Source organism: Mycobacterium shinjukuense (assembly GCF_010730055.1).
Taxonomy (GTDB): Bacteria; Actinomycetota; Actinomycetes; order Mycobacteriales; family Mycobacteriaceae; genus Mycobacterium; species Mycobacterium shinjukuense.
Window position 1 is genome coordinate 4,117,817 of record NZ_AP022575.1, and the last position, 18,748, is coordinate 4,136,564.

Here is an 18,748-nt window from a genome sequence, read left to right on the forward strand (position 1 = left end):
TGGTCTCGATGAGTCAGGCCTGACCCGGCCGCTCGGCGGGGGTCTGCGCGGCGGCCCGGATCGCATCGAACACGCCGGGATCCAGCAGCGTCGAGGTGTCACCCAGCTCCCGGTTCTCCGCGATGTCGCGCAGCAGCCGGCGCATGATCTTGCCGCTGCGGGTCTTGGGTAGTTCGGGCACCACATGGACCTCACGCGGCCGCGCGATCGGTGAGATCGCCCGCGCCACCTGGGCGCGCAGCTCGTCGGGGGTGCCCTCGTGGGCGTGGTAGTTGGCGCGCAACACCACGAATGCGCAGATGGCCTGGGTGGTGGTGGCGTCGGTAACCCCGACCACCGCCGCCTCGGCCACGCCGGGGTGGCCGACGAGCGCCGATTCCACCTCGGCGGTGGAGATCCGGTGCCCGGAGACGTTCATCACATCGTCGATGCGGCCCAGCACCCAGATCGCGCCGTCGGGGTCGAAGCGGGCGCCGTCACCGGCGAAGTAGAAACCCTGCTCGGCGAATTTGGACCAGTAGGTCCTCCGGTAGCGTTCGGGGTCACCCCAGATGCCGCGCAGCATCGACGGCCACGGCTGGTCCAAGACGAGGTATCCGGTGACGTGCTTGTCGCCCCCGATGTCCGGCGGTAGCGGATCGCCGTGGTCGTCAACGATCTTGGCCGAGATCCCCGGCAGCGGCCGCATCGCCGAACCCGGTTTCGTCGCGGTGACGCCCGGCAGCGGCGAGATCATCGCCGAGCCCGTCTCGGTCTGCCACCAGGTGTCCACCACCGGGACGTTGCCCCCGCCGATGACATCGCGGTACCAGCGCCAGGCCTCGGGGTTGATCGGTTCGCCGACCGACCCCAGCAGCCGCAGGCTGGACAGGTCGTGGGCGTCGGGGATCTCACGGCCCCACTTCATGAACATCCGGATCAGCGTCGGGGCGGTGTAATAGATTGTGACGCCGTAGTTTTCGATGATCTGAAAATGGCGGTGCCGGTCGGGGGTGTCGGGTGTGCCCTCGTAGAGGACCTCGGTGATGCCGTTGGATAGCGGACCGTAGACCCCGTAGGTGTGCCCGGTGACCCAGCCGATATCGGCGGTGCACCAGAACACGTCGCGCTCGGGCTTGACGTCGAAGATGGTGTGCATCGTGTACGAGCTCTGCACTAGATAACCGCCGCTGGTGTGCACGATTCCCTTGGGCCTGCCGGTGGTGCCCGAGGTGTACAGCAGGAACAACGGGTGCTCGGCGTCGAACGCCGCCGGGCTGTGTCGCGGCGACGCCGACTCGACCACGTCGTGCCACCACAGGTCACGACCGTCAGTCCAGGACACGTCAATTCCGGTGCGCCGCACCACCACAACGTGCTCGATGGAGCTGTCCGGATCGGCGATCGCCTCGTCGGCGGCGTCCTTCAACGGTGCCGGCTTGCCGCGGCGGAACTGGCCGTCGCTGGTGATCAGCAACTTGGCCTGGGCGTCGGCGATCCGGGCGCGCAGCGCGGTTGCGGTGAAGCCGCCGAAAACCACGCTGTGCAGGATTCCCAGCCGCGCGCAGGCCAACATGGCGATCACGGCCTCAGGGATCAGCGGCAGGTAGATGGCCACCCGGTCGCCGGCAACCAGCCCAAGGTCGGTCAGCGCGTTGGCCGCCTTGCTCACCTGCGTCAGGAGGTCGGCATAGGTCAGCGTGCGGCGGTCACCGGCGGGCTCGCCTTCCCAGTGGATGGCGACCCGGTCGCCGTGGCCGGCCTCGACGTGGCGGTCCACGCAGTTGTAGGCGACGTTGAGCTTGCCGCCGACAAACCATTTGGCGAACGGCGCCTCCGACCAGTCCAGCACCTGCGTGAACGGCGCCGCCCAGGACAGCCGGTTGGCCTGAGCGGCCCAAAAGGCCAGCCGGTCTTCCTCGGCCTCGCGGTACAGCTCGGCGCCGGCGTTGGCCTGCTCGGCGAAGCGGGGCGACGGCGGGTATGACGACGGGCCTTCGAGATTGGTGGCACTCACTCTTCCGAGCCTAAGTGGCGCGGCCCGTCCTACGCTTTAGGGTCGCTGTCATGGTGTCTCGGATCCGGGCCGCGCTGACCGCCGTGGCCGCCGCGGTGCTCGCGGCCGCGCCGATCGCCGCGTGCGGCGGCGGCCTGCTGAGCCCGGACTCGGTGCTGGTCAACGGCGGAGAACCACCCAACCCGCTGATCCCGACCGGCACCAACGACAGCAACGGCGGCCGCATCATCGATCGGCTGTTCGCCGGCCTGATATCCTATGACGCCGCCGGAAAGGCGACGCCGGAGGTCGCCCAGTCGATCGAGACCACCGACAACGTCAACTACCGGATCGTTCTCAAACCGGGCTGGAAGTTCACCGACGGCTCACCGGTGACCGCCCACTCGTTCGTCGACGCCTGGAATTACGGCGCCCTGAGCACCAATGCCCAACTGCAGCAGCAATTTTTCAGCCCGATCGACGGCTTCGACGAGGTGGCCGCGGCGCATCCCCGGGTGACCACCATGTCGGGGTTGCGGGTGGTCAACGATCGCGAGTTCACCGTGCGACTTAAGGCGCCGACCGTCGACTTCACCTTGCGGCTGGGCCACAACGCGTTCTATCCGCTGCCCGACGCCGCCTTCCGGGATATGACGGCTTTTGGCCGCAACCCGATCGGCAATGGACCGTACCAGCTCGGCACCGGTGACGCCTGGGAACACAACGTCAAGATCGACCTGGTGCCCAACCCGGACTACCACGGCAACCGGAAACCCCGCAACAAGGGCCTGCGGTTCGAGTTCTACGCCAACCTCGACACCGCCTACTCGGATCTGCTGTCCGGCAATCTCGATGTCCTGGACACGATTCCGTCGAGCGCATTGCCGATCTATCGACGCGACCTGGGCGATAACGTGACCAGTGGGCCCGCGGCGATAAACCAGTCGCTGGACACGCCATTGCGGCTGCCGCATTTCGGCGGCGAGGAGGGCAGACTGCGCCGGCTGGCGCTTTCGGCCGCCATCAACCGCCCGCAAATCTGTCAGCAGATCTTTAACGGGACGCGCAGCCCCGCCCGCGATTTCACCGCCCGGTCGTTGCCGGGATTCGACCCGAACATACCGGGCAACGACGCATTGGACTTCAACCCCGAACGGGCCCGCCAACTTTGGGCGCAGGCCGATGCGATCTCGCCGTGGACCGGTCGATATGTCATCGCCTACAACGCCGACAGCGGCCACCGGGAGTGGGTGGACGCGGTGGCCAACAGCATCAAGAACGTCTTGGGAATCGACGCGGTCGGCGCGCCGCAGCCCACCTTCGCCGGGTTCCGCACCCAAATCACCAATCGCACCATCGACACCGCGTTCCGCGCCGGATGGCAGGGTGACTACCCGTCGATGATCGAGTTCCTCGCCCCGCTGTATGCCACCGGGGCGGGATCCAACGACGTCGGCTACTCCAACCCGGAGTTCGACGCGGCGCTGGCCACCGCCGCGGCCGCGCCCAACCCGCACCAGGCCGACGTGCTGGCCAACGTCGCGCAGCGAATCCTGTTGCACGACATGCCCGTCGTTCCGCTATGGGACAACATCGCCGTCGTCGGGTGGTCGACGGAGGTCAGCGGCGTCACGGTCACCTGGAACGGCCTGCCCGACTACGAGAACATCGTCAAGGACTGAGATGGGTTGGTATCTGGTGCGCCGGATCGCCGTCATGGTGCCGGTGTTCCTCGGCGCTACGCTGCTGATCTACGGCATGGTGTTCCTGCTGCCCGGTGACCCGGTGGCCGCGCTGGCCGGGGACCGGCCGCTGACCCCCGCCGTGGCCGGGCAACTACGCGCCCAGTATCACCTTGACGATCCGTTCGTCGTGCAGTATGTGCGCTATCTGGGCGGCCTGCTGCACGGCGACCTGGGCCGGGCCTATTCCGGGCTACCGGTCAGCGCCGTTCTGGCGCATGCGTTTCCGGTCACCCTGAGGCTGGCCCTGATCGCGCTGGCGGTGGAGGCGGCGCTGGGGATCGGCTTCGGCGTGATCGCCGGGCTGCGTCAGGGCGGCATCTTTGACGCGACGGTGTTGGTCACCGGGCTGATCATCGTCGCGATCCCGATCTTCGTGCTGGGCTTTCTGGCGCAATACCTGTTCGGGGTGCGGCTGGGATGGGCGCCGGTGACGGTGGGCGGACGGGCGACATTCGGCCGGCTGCTGCTGCCCGGGATCGTGTTGGGTGCGGTGTCCTTCGCGTATGTGGTGCGGCTGACCCGGTCCGCGGTGGCCGCCAACGCGCACGCCGATTACGTTCGCACCGCCACCGCCAAGGGGTTGTCGCGGCCGCGGGTGGTGACGGTGCACATCTTGCGCAACTCGCTGATCCCGGTGGTGACCTTTCTCGGCGCGGATTTCGGGGCGCTGATGGGCGGGGCCATCGTGACCGAGGGCATCTTCAACATCCACGGCGTCGGCGGTGTGCTGTATCAGGCGGTCACCCGGCAGGAAGCGCCGACGGTGGTGTCGATCGTGACGGTGCTGGTGGTGGTCTATCTGATCACCAATCTGCTGGTGGATCTGCTCTACGCCGCCCTGGACCCGCGGATCCGATATGGCTGAGCACACCGGGTTCTGGCTCGACACCTGGCGCGGTCTGCGCCGGCGTCCCAAGTTCGTCGTCGCCGCCGCGTTGATCCTGCTGATTCTTGTCGTGGCGGCGTTTCCGGCGCTGTTCACCGCGGCCGACCCAACCTATGCCGATCCCAACCAGAGCATGTTTTCCCCGTCGGGGACCCACTGGTTCGGCACCGACCTGCAGGGCCACGACATCTATGCGCGCACGGTCTACGGTGCGCGCGCTTCGGTGGTGGTTGGACTGGGAGCCACGTTCGCCGCGTTGGTCGTGGGTGGGACGCTGGGCGCGCTGGCCGGTTTCTACGGCGGCTGGGTGGACGCGGTGATTTCGCGAATCACCGACGTGTTCTTCGGCTTGCCGCTGCTGCTGGCCGCCATCGTGCTCATGCAGGTGATGCATCACCGCACGGTGGGAACGGTGATCGTCATCCTGGGCCTGTTCGGTTGGCCGCAGGTGGCCAGGGTCGCCCGCGGCTCGGTGCTCGAAGCACGGGTCAGCGACTATGTGCTCGCGGCGAAAGCCCTGGGGCTGAGCAGGTTTCAAATTTTGCGGCGGCATGTGCTGCCCAACGCCCTGGGGCCGGTGATCGCGGTGGCCACCATCGCCCTGGGCGGCTTCATCGTCACCGAGGCCACGTTGTCCTACCTGGGGGTCGGACTGCCCGCGTCGGTGGTGTCCTGGGGCGGTGACATCAATGTCGCCCAGGCCCGGCTACGGGCAGGTTCGCCCATCCTGTTCTACCCAGCTGGTGCACTGGCGATTACGGTGCTGGCTTTCATGACGATGGGCGACGTTCTGCGGGACGCACTGGACCCGGCCTCACGGGCGTTGCGCGCGTGAGCGGGATCGGCGAGCCGCTGTTGTCGGTGCGGGGCCTGGAAGTCAGGTTCGGCGCCGGCGAGCCCGTGGTTCGCGGCGTGGATCTGACCGTCGGTCGCGGCCAGACCGTCGCCGTGGTCGGGGAATCGGGGTCGGGAAAGTCCACGACGGCCGCTGCGATCCTTGGTCTGCTTTCCCCCGGTGGCCGAATCACCGCCGGGCGCATCGTTTTCGACGGGCACGACATCACGACGTTCGACCGTAGGGCCGATCGACGGCTGTTGCGGTCCATCAGAGGTCGCGACATCGGGTATGTACCGCAGGATCCGATGACCAACCTCAACCCGGTGTGGAAGGTTGGGTTTCAGATCCGAGAAGCGTTGCGGGCCAACACCGATGGCCGCAACACGCGGCGACGGGCGGTGCAGCTGCTCGCCGAGGCCGGGATGCCGGATCCGGTCAGACAAGCCGGCCGTTATCCGCATCAGCTGTCCGGCGGAATGTGCCAGCGCGCGCTGATCGCCATCGGGTTGGCGGGCAGGCCGCGGCTGCTGATCGCCGACGAGCCGACCTCGGCCCTCGACGTCACCGTGCAACGGCAGGTCCTCGACCATCTGCAGCGGCTCACCGACGAACTGGGCACCGCGCTGCTGCTGATCACCCACGACCTGGCGCTGGCCGCCGAGCGGGCCGAGTCCGTGGTGGTGATGCATCGCGGGGTGGTGGTGGAATCCGGTGCGGCGCAGTCGATTTTGCAGGATCCGCGACACGAGTACACCCAACGGCTGGTGGCCGCGGCCCCGTCGCTGACCGCGCGTGACACCCGATCGGCCCAAGTCCGGTCGCGGGTGGCGGCCGCGGCCGCCGCACATGCCGGCGGACAGGACGACATTCTGGTCGTGTCCGAGCTGACCAAGATCTACCGTGAGCCGCACGGCAAACCGTGGCGGCGCGTCGAGTTTCGCGCCGTCGACGGGGTGTCGTTTCGGCTGCGCCGGGCAAGCACCTTGGCGATCGTCGGCGAGTCGGGATCGGGCAAGTCGACGCTGGCGCGGATGGTGCTGGGTCTGCTGAAACCGACGTGGGGCACGGTGGTTTTCGACCGCACCTACCACGTCGGTGGCCTGGACCCGGCCGCGGCGCTGGCCTTTCGCCGTCGGATGCAACCGGTGTTCCAGAACCCCTACAGCAGCTTGGATCCCAGGTACACAGTGTTTCGGGCCATCGAGGAACCGTTGCGCATCCATCGGGTCGGGGACCGCAAGCAGCGCCGGCAGGCGGTGCGTGAGCTGGTCGACCAGGTGGCGCTGCCGCCGTCGGTGTTGGGTCGGCTGCCCCGTGAGCTGTCGGGCGGTCAGCGGCAACGGGTCGCGATCGCCCGCGCGTTGGCACTGCGGCCCGACGTGCTGGTGTGCGACGAGGCGGTTTCGGCGCTCGATGTTGTGGTGCAGGCGCAGATCCTGAACCTGCTGGCCGATCTGCAGGCCAGCCTGGGTTTGACCTACCTGTTCATCAGTCACGACCTGGCGGTGGTTCGTCAGATCGCCGACGATGTCTTGGTGATGCGCGCTGGCCGGGTGGTGGAGCATGCCCCCACCGAGGCGGTGTTCACCAGCCCCCGCCACGAGTACACCCAACAGTTGCTGGCGGCCATTCCCGGCGCGGCGGCCGGTGCCCACCAGGTTGGCAACCCATGACGGCTGATCCGCTGGCCGCGTTGATGGAGCTGCCCGGCGTCGCCGCAGCCGGTGACCGCGCACGCGCGGCGCTGGGTCGGGTGCACCGGCACCGCGCCAACCTGCGGGGCTGGCCGTTGACCGCCGCCGAGGCGGCGTTGCGGGCGGCGCGCGCCTCGTCGGTGCTCGACGGCGGTCCGGTGACGCCGGCCGAGCCGACGGAGTCGGCCGGGATCAGCGATCCGGTGTTCGGTGGGGCGCTACGGGTCGCGCAGGCGCTGGAAGGGGGCACGGGCCCGCTGGTCGGGGTGTGGCAGCGGGCGCCGCTGCAGGCACTGGCCCGGTTGCACATGCTGGCGGCCGCCGGCCAGGTCGGCGACGAGCGGTTGGGCCGCCCACGCGCCGACCCCGAGGTTGGGCCGCGGCTGGAGTTGCTGGTGCGTGTGGTGACCGGTCACACGCGGGCGTCGGGGCCGGTGATAGCCGCGGTCGCCCACGGGGAGCTGTTGACCCTGCAGCCGTTTGGCAGTGCCGACGGGGTGGTGGCCCGTGCAGTGTCGCGGCTGGTGTCGGTGGCCACCGGGGTGGATCCGCATGGACTGGGTGTGCCGGAGGTGTATTGGATGCGCCGGCCAGCGGATTACCGCGACGCCGCGCGCGGATTCGCCGAGGGTACGCCCGAGGGTGTGGCGCGCTGGCTGGTGCTGTGTTGTCGGGCGATGCAGGCCGGTGCGCAGGAGGCTTTGTCGATTGCCGAGTTGGTAGCTGACGGCCCACGAAAATAGTCGCGACGGAAATGCAAAGCGGGCGGCGACCGAAGGCTTTCGAATCGCCGCCCGCCAACACGGCTCTCGGGTACCAAGCGTGCACTGTGGGCTGCGTGGGTTGGCCTCGGCGCGTTTGCGACGCTTCCGGCTGCAGCCCCACCCAAAGGGCCGTCGACACCATCTGCTCTTCGCAATTACGCAGGCCCGCAACACTTCTGCCATTATCGCGGCTATGACTCCGCGTGGGTGCCGGGAACCGTGCTGGGTGCCCGGATCGGGAGGGCGAACCTTCTCTTCCGGTTCGACCTTGGCCTCACCGGGCTTCCGTGGTTCCTTTGTACTACTAGACCCCAAGCACAGCAAGGCCTAATTCTGTGAACGTTCTGAAAAGACCTTGGATTGCACGGTTAAGATGTTTGCTGCTGCCCGCCCCGGCCGCATCGTCGCCACGGTTAGAACGCGAAACGGCGCAGCAGCGAGTAGGTGACCGCCCCGGCCGCCAGCGCGCTGATTCCCACCGCGGCCGTGGTGGCAAGCGCGGCACCCGATGGCGCCGGAATGCGGTCGCGCAGCGACACCGGCTTGGAGAACGTCAGCACCGGCCAGCCACGTTCGACGGCTTCTCTGCGTAACCCGCGGTCCGGGTTGACCACCGACGGGTGGCCAACGGCCTCGAGCATCGGCAGGTCGGTGATCGAGTCGGAATAGGCGTAGCAGTGTTCCAGCGGGTAGCCCTCGCGGGCGGCCAGCTCGCGGATCGCCTGCACCTTGCCTTCGCCGTAGCAGTAGAACGCGACCTCGCCGGTGTACTTGCCGTCCTCGACGACCATGCGGGTTGCCATCGCGTGCGTCGCCCCCAGCGCCCGGGCGATCGGGCCCACGATCTCCTCACCGGAGGCCGAGACCACCACGACGTCACGTCCGCACAATTTGTGGGCGGCGATCAGGTCCGCCGCTTCGGCGAACACCAGGGGGGTCACGATGTCGTGCAGTGTCTCGTTGACGATCGACTTCACCTGCGTGACATCCCAGCCGGTGCACATGTTGGTCAGGTGGGTGCGCATCCGGTCCATCTGGTCATGGTCAGCGCCGGAGAGCAAAAAGATGAATTGCGCGTAACTGGACTTCAGGACGGCGCGGCGGGTGAGCAATCCCTGCGCGTAGAAGGGTTTGCTGAACGCCAGCGTGCTGGACTTGGCGATGATGGTCTTATCGAGGTCGAAGAAGGCGGCGGTGCGGGTGCGTGGAACGGGTGGTCCCGGTGATTGTGGCGAGGTTTGCTGCTGCGCTACCGAGTCGGACATGCTCACCGATCCAGCATAGGTGGGCGGTCTGAGGGGGCCGCCACCTTGTTTTCAAACCGGGCGCCAGGACACCGCCGCCGCCGACTTGTTGGCCGCATTTACACGGCTCAAGCTGTGCTTTCCGGCAAAAGCGGTACTTGCGTGAATCCCGTCTGGCATGTGTATAGTAAGCATTACTCGGCCGAAGCCGAGGGTGTATCAGCCCGACCCCCCGGGGCTGATGCACGACGACCCTCGCCTCCTCCCCCCCTGGCGGGGGTCGTCCCTTTGTTGGGGTTGACAAGTTCTCGGTGCCCGGGTGCCAGCCGGGCTCGTCGCGTGTTGCGGGGATGTGCTGACCGTACCCGGTCTGACCGTTCGCCGGCCCCACTGTGCACAGCCGCGCCGGTATCCACAGATCCGCCCGCGAGGCTTTCGTCGCGCCGCCACCGCGCGGCACGGTGATGGGGTGACCATCCCATCTGGCCCTCCCGGAACCGACCGCACGGCCTCCGGCGTGTTGGCGGTGCTGACCGGTCCGGCGTTACGCGAGGAGCTGGACCGGGTCGCGGCAGCGGTCGGTGTTCGCGTTGTTCATGCCGGTGGCCGCACATCGGTGAGCCGCAAGGCGTGGTCGGCGGCCGCGGCCGTGGTGCTCGACCAGGCGGCGGCGGAGCGGTGCGGGCAGGCCGGGTTCCCGCGGCGCACCCACGTCAGCGTGCTGACCGACACCGAAACCATCACGGCGACCTGGGCGGCGGCCATCTCCGTCGGCGCCCAGCACGTGTTGCGGATGCCCGAGCAAGCGGATGAATTGATCCGCGAACTTGCCGAAGCCACGGAAGCGGCACGCCCCGACACGGTCGGCGGGGCCGTCGTCGCCGTCATCGGGGGCTGCGGTGGTGCGGGAGCGTCGCTGTTCGCGGTGGCCCTGGCGCGGGTCGCCCCCGACGCGTTGCTGGTGGATCTCGATCCCTGGGGCGGCGGCATCGACCTGCCGATGGGCGGTGAAACCACACCGGGTTTGCGCTGGCCCGACCTGGCGCTGCACGGCGGACGGTTGAGCTGGTCGGCCGTGCGCGAGGCGCTGCCGCGACATCGGGGGACCAGTTGGCTGTCGGGCACCCGGCGCGGATGCGAGCTGGAAGCCCATGCGGTGGACGCGGTCGTCGATGCCGGGCGCCGCGGAGGAGCCACCGTGGTGTGCGACCTTCCGCGCCGCCTCACCGACGCCGCCCAAACCGCGCTGGCTTGCGCCGATCTGGTCGTCCTGGTCAGCCCGTGCGGCGTGCGGGCCTGCGCGGCCACCGCCACGGTTGCGCCGGTGCTCGCCGCGACCAATCCCAACCTCGGACTGGTGGTGCGCGGGCCGTCGCCGGCGGGATTGCGGGCGGCCGACGTCGCCGACATCGTCGGCGTTCCGCTACTGGCGACCATGCGGGCCCAGCCGCGGCTCGCCGGGCAGCTCGAGCACGGCGGTCTGCGGCTGCGACGGCGATCCCCGCTGGCGGTCGCGGCCCGCAGGGTGCTTGGCGTGCTGCCACCCACGGGCTGTGCGGTGGGTTCGCGGCCGAACGGCCGGGCCGCATGACCGGCTCTCTGATCGAGCGGGTCCGCGAACGGCTGGCCGCGGAATCGGTCCCGCTGCGCCCCAACGTCGTGGCCGCAGCCATCCGGGCCGAGTCAGGCGGGATCCTCGGGGACACCGAGGTGCTGGCAAATCTCCGGTTGCTGCAGACCGAGCTGACCGGTGCCGGCATCCTCGAACCGCTGCTGTGCGCGGACGGCACCACTGACGTCCTGGTCACCGCGCCCGACGCGGTGTGGGTCGACGACGGAAACGGGCTGCGGCGCAGTCACATTCGGTTTCCCGACGAGGCGGCGGTGCGCCGGTTGGCGCAGCGACTGGCGTTGGCCGCCGGCCGCCGGCTCGACGACGCCCAGCCGTGGGTGGACGGCCAGCTAACCGGGATCGGCGCCGGAGGTTTCGCGGTCCGGCTGCACGCGGTGTTGCCGCCCGTGGCGGCCGCGGGCACCTGCTTGTCGTTGCGGGTGTTGCGGCCGGCCACCCAGGATCTGGCGGCGCTGACCGCTGCGGGCGCGATCGCGCCCCAGGCCGCTGAGCTGGTCGCCGACATCATCGCCGCCCGGCTGGCGTTTCTGGTGTCTGGCGGCACGGGCGCCGGAAAGACCACCCTGTTGGCCGCGATGTTGGGCGCCGTGTCGCCGGCCGAGCGGATCGTGTGCGTCGAGGACGCCGCCGAGCTGGCGCCCCGCCATCCCCACCTGGTCAAACTGGTCGCGCGGTGCCCCAACGTCGAAGGAGTGGGTGAGGTAACGGTGCGCCACCTCGTGCGGCAGGCGCTGCGGATGCGGCCCGACCGCATCGTGGTCGGCGAGGTCAGGGGAGCCGAAGTGGTGGATCTGCTGGCGGCACTGAACACCGGCCACGACGGCGGTGCCGGCACCGTCCACGCCAACAGCCCGGGTGAGGTTCCGGCCCGGCTGGAGGCGCTTGGCGCGCTCGGCGGCCTCGACCGCGCGGCGTTGCACAGTCAGCTCGCCGCGGCCGTCCAAGTGCTGCTGCACGTCACCCGCGACCGGTCCGGCCGACGCCGGCTGGGTGAGATCGCCGTGCTGCGCCGGGCGGATAGTGGGCGGGTTCAGGCGGTCCCGGTGTGGTACGCGGAACACGGGATCACCGAGCACTCCGCCGAGCTGAGCCGCCTGCTGCAAACCCGGACGGCGGCATGATCGGGATGCTGCTCGCCGCGCTGCCGCTGGCGCTCGCGCTGGTGGTGTCGCCACCCTCGCCGCGGCGTCGCCTCAAGCCCGCCGTGCCCTCCCCTCGGCGCGTCGGCGCAGGGTGGGTGATCTGCCTGGCCGCCTGCGTCGCGGTCGGCGTCGTCGTGTTGCTGCCGTTGACGAACGTCTTGGCCGTCGCGGTCATGGGCGCCACCGTGAGCCTGCGCTACCGGCGTCGTCGCCGCCTCCGGCGCGCCAGCAACGAGGGGCGGGCGCTGCACGCCGCCCTTGACGTGCTGGTCGGTGAGCTGCGCGTGGGCGCCCATCCGGTGCCCGCGTTCGGCGTCGCCGCCGACGAGGCCGAGGGTCCGGTGGCCGCGGCCTTGCGCGCGGTCGCGGCGCGTGCACGATTGGGTGCCGACGTCTCCGCCGGCCTGCGTGCCGCGGCCCGATCGTCGGCCTTGCCCGGATATTGGGAGCGGCTGGCGGTGTGCTGGCAGCTGGCCAGTGATCACGGTCTGGCGATAGCCACCCTGATGCGGGCTGCGCAACGCGATATCGCTGAGCGGCAACGGTTCTCGGCAATGGTGACCTCCCGGATGGCCGGCGCCCGCGCCACCGCGGCCATCCTTGCGGGCCTGCCGGTGCTCGGCCTGCTGCTCGGGCAGCTGTTCGGTGCCCGACCGCTGAACTTCTTGCTCACCGGACGGGCGGGTGGATGGCTGCTGGTGATCGGGGTAACGCTGGCCTGCGGCGGGTTGCTGTGGGCGGACCGGATCATCGATCGGGCGGCGCGGTGAGCGTGCCCGCGCTGTTGCTGGCCATGGCGTTGTGGGTCGGCGCCGGCCCGACGGTGGTACGGGCACGCGCCCGGGCGACGCCCCGCGAGCATCCGGTGCGCCGGGGCCCCGCACACGGGCTCGGACGCGGCCCGGATCCATTGGGGGTGGCATCCAGCCTGGACGTGCTGGCGGTCTGCCTGACCGCCGGCATGACGGTGGCCGCCGCCGCTGCCGCGACCGCCGCCTCCGCGCCGCCGCAGCTGGCGCGGGTCTTGGCCCGGGCCGCTGACCTGCTGACGCTGGGTGCCGACCCCGAGATCGCCTGGTCGGCCCCGCCGGATCTCCCCGTGGGCGCGGTCGATGAGCAGGTCGATGCGCTGCTGCGGCTGGCGCGGCGCTCGGCGTCCTCGGGTGCGGCCCTGGCCGAGGGCGTCGTTGAACTGGCCGCTCAGTCTCGCCAGCACGCAGCCCATGCCGCCACCGGCGCCGCCGAACGCGCCGGGGTGCTGATCGCCGGGCCGCTGGGGCTGTGCTTTCTTCCGGCGTTCGTGTGCCTGGGCATCGTGCCGATGGTCGCCGGGCTGGCCGGTGCGGTGTTGGAATCAGGCCTGGTATGAGAAGGGAGTGTATTGGTGATCAACATGTTTCGCGCGTTCGTGGCGCGGATGACGCTGCTGGCGGTCGACGAGTCGGGCATGTCGACGGTCGAGTACGCGATCGGGACCATCGCGGCGGCGGCCTTCGGCGCGATCCTCTACACCGTCGTAACCGGCGATTCAGTGGTTTCGGCGCTCAACCACATCATCGGTCGCGCGCTGAGCACCAAGGTTTAACGTCGGGTGTGGGCGCGAGCACCGTTGAGGCGGCGCTGGCGATCGCCACCCTGGTGGTGGTGTTGGTGCTGTGCCTGGCGGGCATCACCGCGGTCTCGATGCAGGTCCGCTGCATCGACGCGGCCCGCGAAGCCGCTCGACTGGCCGCGCGCGGCGACCAACGCAGGGCCGTCGACATTGCCCGCCGAATCGCGCCGCCCGCAGCGCAGATCCAGCTTCGCCAGGACGGCGAGTTCCTGGTCGCCACGGTGGTGGCACATTCAAGACTGCTGCCTACCTTGGCTATTTCGGCGAGAGCGGTCTCGGCCGCCGAGCCGCGGTGACGCCGGTTCGGCCACCGTGGTGGCGGCCGCCATGGTCGCCGTCGTGCTGTGCGTCACCGGTGCGGCCGCTTACCTGGGCTCGGCGGTGGTGGCCCGGCACCGTGCACAGGCGGTCGCCGACCTGGCCGCGTTGGCCGCCGCGGCGGGGCTACCGTCGGGGGCCGCGGCCGCGTGCGCGCGTGCGACGGCGGTGGCCCACCAGATGCGGGTCGGCGGCGCGCACTGCGATGTCGAGGACCTCGACGTCGTCGTCACCGTCGAGGCGGCTGTCGGGCCGGTGGGTGTGGCGCGGGCGGTCGCGCGCGCGGGCCCGGTGGACACGGCGCAGTCCGACCGACTTGGATAGCCAACGGCGTCACGGTTTGTCGAGATCCGCCACGAACCTTCTCATCAGCTGGGCGAATAACCCGGCCCGTCACCGAGATTGCGCTCAGGGCCGTGTACGGGTGCCAGCCACCACCCTGGCGGCAATGTCGTTGGGAAGGCGCGAGCTAGTGGTCTCGCTCGGGTGTTTCGTTGCCGCGCCGCCAGGGTGCGCGGCCCGGCGCCTGGGTGGGCACCGCATCTCGATCTTCGGCTCAGCCCAATATTGGTGCAGGCATGGGAATTTCGATGTGATGCGGGCACGCTGACGGGACACGACCGGCTGCAGCAGATGGCGGTTGGCTATCCACGGCGGTCGGCGCGCCGGGCATAAAGGACAACACCGGCGGCGGTCCCGGTCTGCCACACAGGGTCGGCGGCGGATGTCGGTAGCTGGTCCAGCGGTGATGAGCCGAGGCCGTGGCTCAATGGGTCAGGTCGGGTCGGTGGGGTCGTTGGGGGTCTTTGCCAGGCCGGCGTCGGCGAGTTCGTCGTCGGTGGGCAATCGCAGCGAGATCAGCCCGGCGAAGGTATCCGGCTCCAGCTCCACCCGGTTGACGGTGACATGCACCGGCACCCAATCGGTGTCGTTACCCGGCAGCCGCAGCACTCGGCTACTTGCCCCGTTGGCGAATTCCGTTGTCATAGCAGACATCAGTGCCTCATCGTCGGGATGCACCCGGGGCTCGATGACCCGCCAGTCATAAAAGGGGCACGGCTCGTCGAGCCATTTCAACAGGGTCCAGTTTTTCAGGTCGACCAAAGCCCGGTGCACTCCAGTCTGCGACAGCCCGTTGAGAATCTTCTGGGCCAGGCTGTCGATCGGCCCCACCGGACCCTTGCTCACTGCGCGCCAGTTCATCGCCCGTACCACCAGATGGTCGCGGCCGTCCTGCCCGGGCTCCATGACACTGCGCGCGGTGAAACCTACTCGGATGGGATTTCCCTGACAATCAGTGAGATCCCATGTGCTGCAGAGCGTTTGGCCGGGCTCCGCGTTGACGGTCATGGCAAGGACCTTGGATTCGTTCGGGTTGAGTTCGCGCGACGGTAGATCGTCGGCGAAGGCCCTGCCGGACGTGACTTCGATCTCGGGGTTCTTGCCGGTGTTGGCCAGCGATTCCGGAGTGTCGGTGGCCACGCCGAGGGTCAGATCCCACTTCAGCGGGCCCGGGGTCGGCCGCTCGGGCGGTTCTTCGTCGGCCGGTCCGGTCCACACGTGCACACCGTGAATGCGACCGTCGGACATCATCACCGGTTCGGTACGGATGACGCGGTCGCTTTTCGGGGTGAGGCTGGTCAGGCTTTGGCCGGTCTCCAGCGTCTCGGCGATCGCCGTTCGAACGGCCGCGAGATAGGGGCTGCGGCGCAGGAACGTGCCGATCGGGACGAGGTTCTTGAGCTGGCGCCCTTGCGCCACCACGGCCGGTTCATCCCCCAGCGTCTCCACGAGCAGCCAGTCGTGGCTCATGCGAGCAGTTTACGGCCGCGACGCGACGGTGACACGGCGGGGTACCGCTGGTGGTCAACGAAGGAATTCCATTGCAGGACAGCGGATGCGTGTGAGAGACCGGGTGTCGACACGGTCGGCCAGACGCCGACGAGGCCGCTGATGACGTGGCTCCCTGCGTTGCCATCGTTACCGCAGCACGTCCGCGCCGCAACAGGAGTGTGGCCGCTCGTCGACGTCGCCGCTGTCCGGGAGGTCAGGGCTGCCAGGTGATTTGCTATCCGACCTGGAGCCAGGTAGTTTCCTGCTGCACCCGCGATGTCGGGAATGTGAGCGGATCGCGGTGTCCGACCGTTCGTTGCGCTGTAGGCGTGCCGGCACTTCCTCAGCAGCGAGGCACATGCCGGTTGTGGCGGCCGTCACGCTGCGGATCCGTGCAGGTCGACCGTCGAGGGGTAGGTCGACCCGCGCGGGCGGCGCGCTGGTCCAATCCGGTTGGCCCGATTGCAGCCAACATCGCCGCGGCACCCGGCTGGCGCAGCTGCCCGCCCGCCTACGGCAAACCGTTGATTCCGTTCGGGCCCAACAGCAACCCGCCGGCGCCTCCGCTGCCGCCGTTGCCCGGCGGCGCACCCGTCCCGCCGTTGCCGCCGTTACCGCCGGTGCCGATCAGCAGCGCGGTGCCGCCAATCCCGCCGGCACCCCCGGCGGCGATGGCGCCGCCGCCGGCCCCGCCGGCCCCGCCGTTACCCACCAGCAGCCCGGCCTTGCCGCCGTTGCCGCCGGTCCCGCCGTCGCCAAATCCGCTGGCGCCCCCGGCTCCGCCGCCTCCACCGGAGCCGAGCAGGCCGGCGTTGCCGCCGTCGCCGCCGGTCCCGCCGTCGCCGTTGGCGCCGAATCCGCCGGAGCCACCGATCCCACCGCCGGAGAACAGCAGGCCGGCGCCGCCGCCGCTGCCGCCGGCCCCGCCGGTGCCGGCAGTGCTGAGTCCGCCGGCCCCGCCGTCACCGCCGCTGCCGAACAGCAGGCCGGCCCTGCCGCCGGCCCCGCCCGGTGCGCCGGTGGCCCCTTGGGTGTTGAGTCCGCCGAGGCCCCCGGCGCCGCCAGGTCCGGCAAGCAGGCCGGCGTTGCCGCCGTTGCCGCCCGCGCCCCCGGCCGCGACGCCATTCCCACCGGCCCCGCCGTTACCGCCGCCGGCGCCGATCAGCCCGCCCAGCGGCCCGCCGGCCCCGCCGGTCCCGCCGGCCCCGCCGACGGCGCCGAGGCCCAGGCCGGCCCCGCCGGCGCCACCGGACCCGCCAGCGCCGAACAGTCCGCCGGCGCCGCCGGTCCCGCCGGTACCGCCGTTACCGCCGACGGCGGCGGAGGCGCCCGCGCCGCCGCCAGCGCCGCCGTTGCCGGCCAACCACCCGCCGGCCCCGCCGGTTCCGCCGGCTCCGGCGTTGCCGGTCGTCGAGTTCCCGCCGGCCCCGCCGGCCCCGCCGGTGCCTAGCAGCCCGGCGGACCCGCCGGTCCCACCGTCGTGACCCGGCGCGCCGGAGCCGCCCGCCCCGCCGTCGCCGAGCAACCAGCCCCCGGGTGTGCCGGGTTCCCCGGTGCCCGGGGCGCCATTGGCGCCGTTGCCGATCAACGGACGCCCGGTCAGTGCCTCGGTGGGCGCATTGAGCACGTCGAATACCGCTTGCAGCGGTCCGCTGGCGCCGTGAGCCCCGGCGCCGCCGATGGTTGGGCCGAACCCGCCGTTGCCCCCAGTACCGGCGCTGCCGATCAGCGTCGCATCGCCGCCGGTGCCGCCGGCACCGCCGGTCGTTGCGCCCTGCCCGCCGGCGCCGCCGCCACCACCGTTGCCCACCAGCAGGCCGGCCCTGCCTCCGGTCCCGCCGATCCCGCCGACGCCACCCAGGCTGGCACCGCCGGCCCCGCCGGCCCCGCCGCCGCCGAGCAGGGTGGCGGTGCCGCCGTGGCCGCCGGCTCCGCCGGTGCCGGTTAAGCTCGCCCCGCCGGCCCCGCCGATCCCGCCGCCGCCGAGCAGGCCGGCGTTTCCGCCCTGGCCGCCGGCTCCGCCGGTGCCGTTTGCGCTCAGTCCACCGGCCCCGCCGGGGCCGCCGGGGCCGAACAGCAAGCCGGCGTTGCCGCCCGCACCCCCTGCGCCGCCATCGCCTACTCCGCCGAATCCGCCGGCCCCGCCGGTGCCGCCGGGTCCGGCGAGTAGGCCCGCGTTGCCGCCGGCGCCGCCAGCACCCCCGTCGGCGTTGCCGAAGCCGCCGGCCCCGCCGTTACCGCCGCCGGCACCGACCAGCCCGGCGAGCAGCCCGCCGGTCCCGCCGGTGCCACCGACCCCGCCGGTTCCGCCGGTGCCCCCGACACCGACGCCGCCGACGCCGCCGGATCCGCCGGCCCCCAACAACCCGCCCGCCCCGCCTGCTCCGCCGGCGCCGCCGACCGCGTTGTTCAATGCGGCGCCGCCTGCTCCGCCGACGCCGCCGACCGCGTTGTTCAATGCGGCGCCGCCTGCTCCGCCGACGCCGCCGTTTCCTAACAGCCACCCGCCGGCGCCACCATTCCCGCCGGCTCCGCCGTTGCCAGTGGTCGAGTTCCCGCCGGCTCCGCCGGCGCCGCCGGTGCCCCACAGCCCGGCGGCCCCGCCATTGCCGCCGTCTTGGCCGGGCCCGCCGGATCCGCCGGCCCCGCCGTCGCCGAGCAACCACCCGCCGGGCGCGCCGTCTTGCCCGGTCCCCGGGGCGCCGTTGGCGCCATTGCCGATCAGCGGGCGCCCGGTCAGAGTCTGGACGGCCGCATTGACCGCGCCGAGCAGTGTCTGTTGAGCGGCTTCGGCGCTGGAATAGGCGCCCGCGCCGGCGGTCAAGGCCTGCACGAACTGGGCATGAAACGTGCCCGCCTGGGCACTGACCGCCTGATAGCGCTGGGCGTGCCCGGAGAACAGCGCCGCGATCGCCAGCGACACCTCGTCTTGGGCCGCGGCCAGCAGTGCGGTCGTCGGGGCGGCCGCGGCCGCGTTGGCCGCGCTCAGCGCCGATCCGAGAGCGGCCAAATCCGTGGCCGCGGTCCTCAGCAGCTCCGGCACCGCGATCACAAACGACATGTG

16 protein-coding genes are annotated in these 18,748 nt (G+C 70.8%); 12 read left to right on the plus strand and 4 right to left on the minus strand.

Annotated elements, in window-relative coordinates; translation table 11 throughout:
• Positions 1–13: 13 nt before the first annotated feature.
• A complete protein-coding gene (acs, locus tag G6N20_RS18630) occupies positions 14–1,996 on the minus strand; it encodes an acetate--CoA ligase (RefSeq protein WP_083048307.1) in 1,983 nt (660 codons plus the stop codon).
• A 50-nt stretch (positions 1,997–2,046) separates the two neighbouring features.
• Between acs and G6N20_RS18635 the strand changes: the two genes are divergently transcribed.
• Genes G6N20_RS18635 through G6N20_RS18655 form a run of 5 tightly spaced genes read left to right on the plus strand, consistent with a single transcriptional unit; the run spans position 2,047 to position 7,881 of the window.
• The gene (locus G6N20_RS18635; RefSeq protein WP_083048305.1) at positions 2,047–3,657 is read left to right on the plus strand and encodes a peptide ABC transporter substrate-binding protein; all 1,611 of its coding nucleotides are present in this window, start codon (positions 2,047–2,049) and stop codon (positions 3,655–3,657) included.
• 1 nt (position 3,658) lies between these two features.
• Positions 3,659–4,585 carry an ABC transporter permease gene (locus tag G6N20_RS18640; protein ID WP_083048303.1) on the plus strand — a complete coding sequence of 309 codons (927 nt, stop codon included), beginning with the start codon at positions 3,659–3,661 and terminating at the stop codon, positions 4,583–4,585.
• Complete coding sequence (locus tag G6N20_RS18645) at positions 4,578–5,441, plus strand: ABC transporter permease (protein WP_083048301.1); 864 nt, start codon at positions 4,578–4,580, stop codon at positions 5,439–5,441. The genes G6N20_RS18640 and G6N20_RS18645 overlap by 8 nt, the downstream gene beginning before the upstream one ends.
• A complete protein-coding gene (locus G6N20_RS18650; RefSeq protein WP_083048299.1) occupies positions 5,438–7,117 on the plus strand; it encodes a dipeptide ABC transporter ATP-binding protein in 1,680 nt (559 codons plus the stop codon). The genes G6N20_RS18645 and G6N20_RS18650 overlap by 4 nt, the downstream gene beginning before the upstream one ends.
• Complete coding sequence (locus tag G6N20_RS18655) at positions 7,114–7,881, plus strand: Fic family protein (protein WP_083048297.1); 768 nt, start codon at positions 7,114–7,116, stop codon at positions 7,879–7,881. The genes G6N20_RS18650 and G6N20_RS18655 overlap by 4 nt, the downstream gene beginning before the upstream one ends.
• A gap of 434 nt (positions 7,882–8,315) precedes the next feature.
• On the opposite strand, the gene G6N20_RS18660 is transcribed toward G6N20_RS18655, so the two are convergent.
• Positions 8,316–9,173 carry an HAD-IB family hydrolase gene (locus G6N20_RS18660; protein ID WP_083048295.1) on the minus strand — a complete coding sequence of 286 codons (858 nt, stop codon included), beginning with the start codon at positions 9,171–9,173 and terminating at the stop codon, positions 8,316–8,318.
• A 499-nt stretch (positions 9,174–9,672) separates the two neighbouring features.
• Between G6N20_RS18660 and ssd the strand changes: the two genes are divergently transcribed.
• Genes ssd through G6N20_RS18695 form a run of 7 tightly spaced genes read left to right on the plus strand, consistent with a single transcriptional unit; the run spans position 9,673 to position 14,175 of the window.
• The gene (ssd, locus tag G6N20_RS18665) at positions 9,673–10,737 is read left to right on the plus strand and encodes a septum site-determining protein Ssd (protein ID WP_083048388.1); all 1,065 of its coding nucleotides are present in this window, start codon (positions 9,673–9,675) and stop codon (positions 10,735–10,737) included.
• On the plus strand, positions 10,734–11,900 hold the full coding sequence (locus G6N20_RS18670; protein WP_083048291.1) for a TadA family conjugal transfer-associated ATPase: 1,167 nt from the start codon (positions 10,734–10,736) through the stop codon (positions 11,898–11,900). Before ssd ends, G6N20_RS18670 begins: the two co-directional genes overlap by 4 nt.
• The gene (locus G6N20_RS18675; RefSeq protein WP_083048289.1) at positions 11,897–12,691 is read left to right on the plus strand and encodes a type II secretion system F family protein; all 795 of its coding nucleotides are present in this window, start codon (positions 11,897–11,899) and stop codon (positions 12,689–12,691) included. Before G6N20_RS18670 ends, G6N20_RS18675 begins: the two co-directional genes overlap by 4 nt.
• A complete protein-coding gene (locus G6N20_RS18680) occupies positions 12,688–13,290 on the plus strand; it encodes a type II secretion system F family protein (protein ID WP_179961489.1) in 603 nt (200 codons plus the stop codon). The genes G6N20_RS18675 and G6N20_RS18680 overlap by 4 nt, the downstream gene beginning before the upstream one ends.
• Positions 13,291–13,314: 24 nt before the next feature.
• Complete coding sequence (locus G6N20_RS18685; RefSeq protein WP_142272032.1) at positions 13,315–13,506, plus strand: DUF4244 domain-containing protein; 192 nt, start codon at positions 13,315–13,317, stop codon at positions 13,504–13,506.
• Between the two features lie 8 nt (positions 13,507–13,514).
• On the plus strand, positions 13,515–13,829 hold the full coding sequence (locus tag G6N20_RS18690; protein WP_083048285.1) for a TadE family type IV pilus minor pilin: 315 nt from the start codon (positions 13,515–13,517) through the stop codon (positions 13,827–13,829).
• Positions 13,830–13,845: 16 nt separating this feature from the next.
• Positions 13,846–14,175 carry an Rv3654c family TadE-like protein gene (locus tag G6N20_RS18695; protein WP_083048283.1) on the plus strand — a complete coding sequence of 110 codons (330 nt, stop codon included), beginning with the start codon at positions 13,846–13,848 and terminating at the stop codon, positions 14,173–14,175.
• 450 nt (positions 14,176–14,625) lie between these two features.
• Here G6N20_RS18695 and G6N20_RS18700 read toward each other — a convergent pair whose 3' ends face one another.
• Positions 14,626–15,663 carry a PAS domain-containing protein gene (locus G6N20_RS18700; protein ID WP_083048281.1) on the minus strand — a complete coding sequence of 346 codons (1,038 nt, stop codon included), beginning with the start codon at positions 15,661–15,663 and terminating at the stop codon, positions 14,626–14,628.
• 532 nt (positions 15,664–16,195) lie between these two features.
• Complete coding sequence (locus tag G6N20_RS18705) at positions 16,196–18,745, minus strand: PE family protein (protein ID WP_163663134.1); 2,550 nt, start codon at positions 18,743–18,745, stop codon at positions 16,196–16,198.
• Positions 18,746–18,748: the final 3 nt, after the last annotated feature.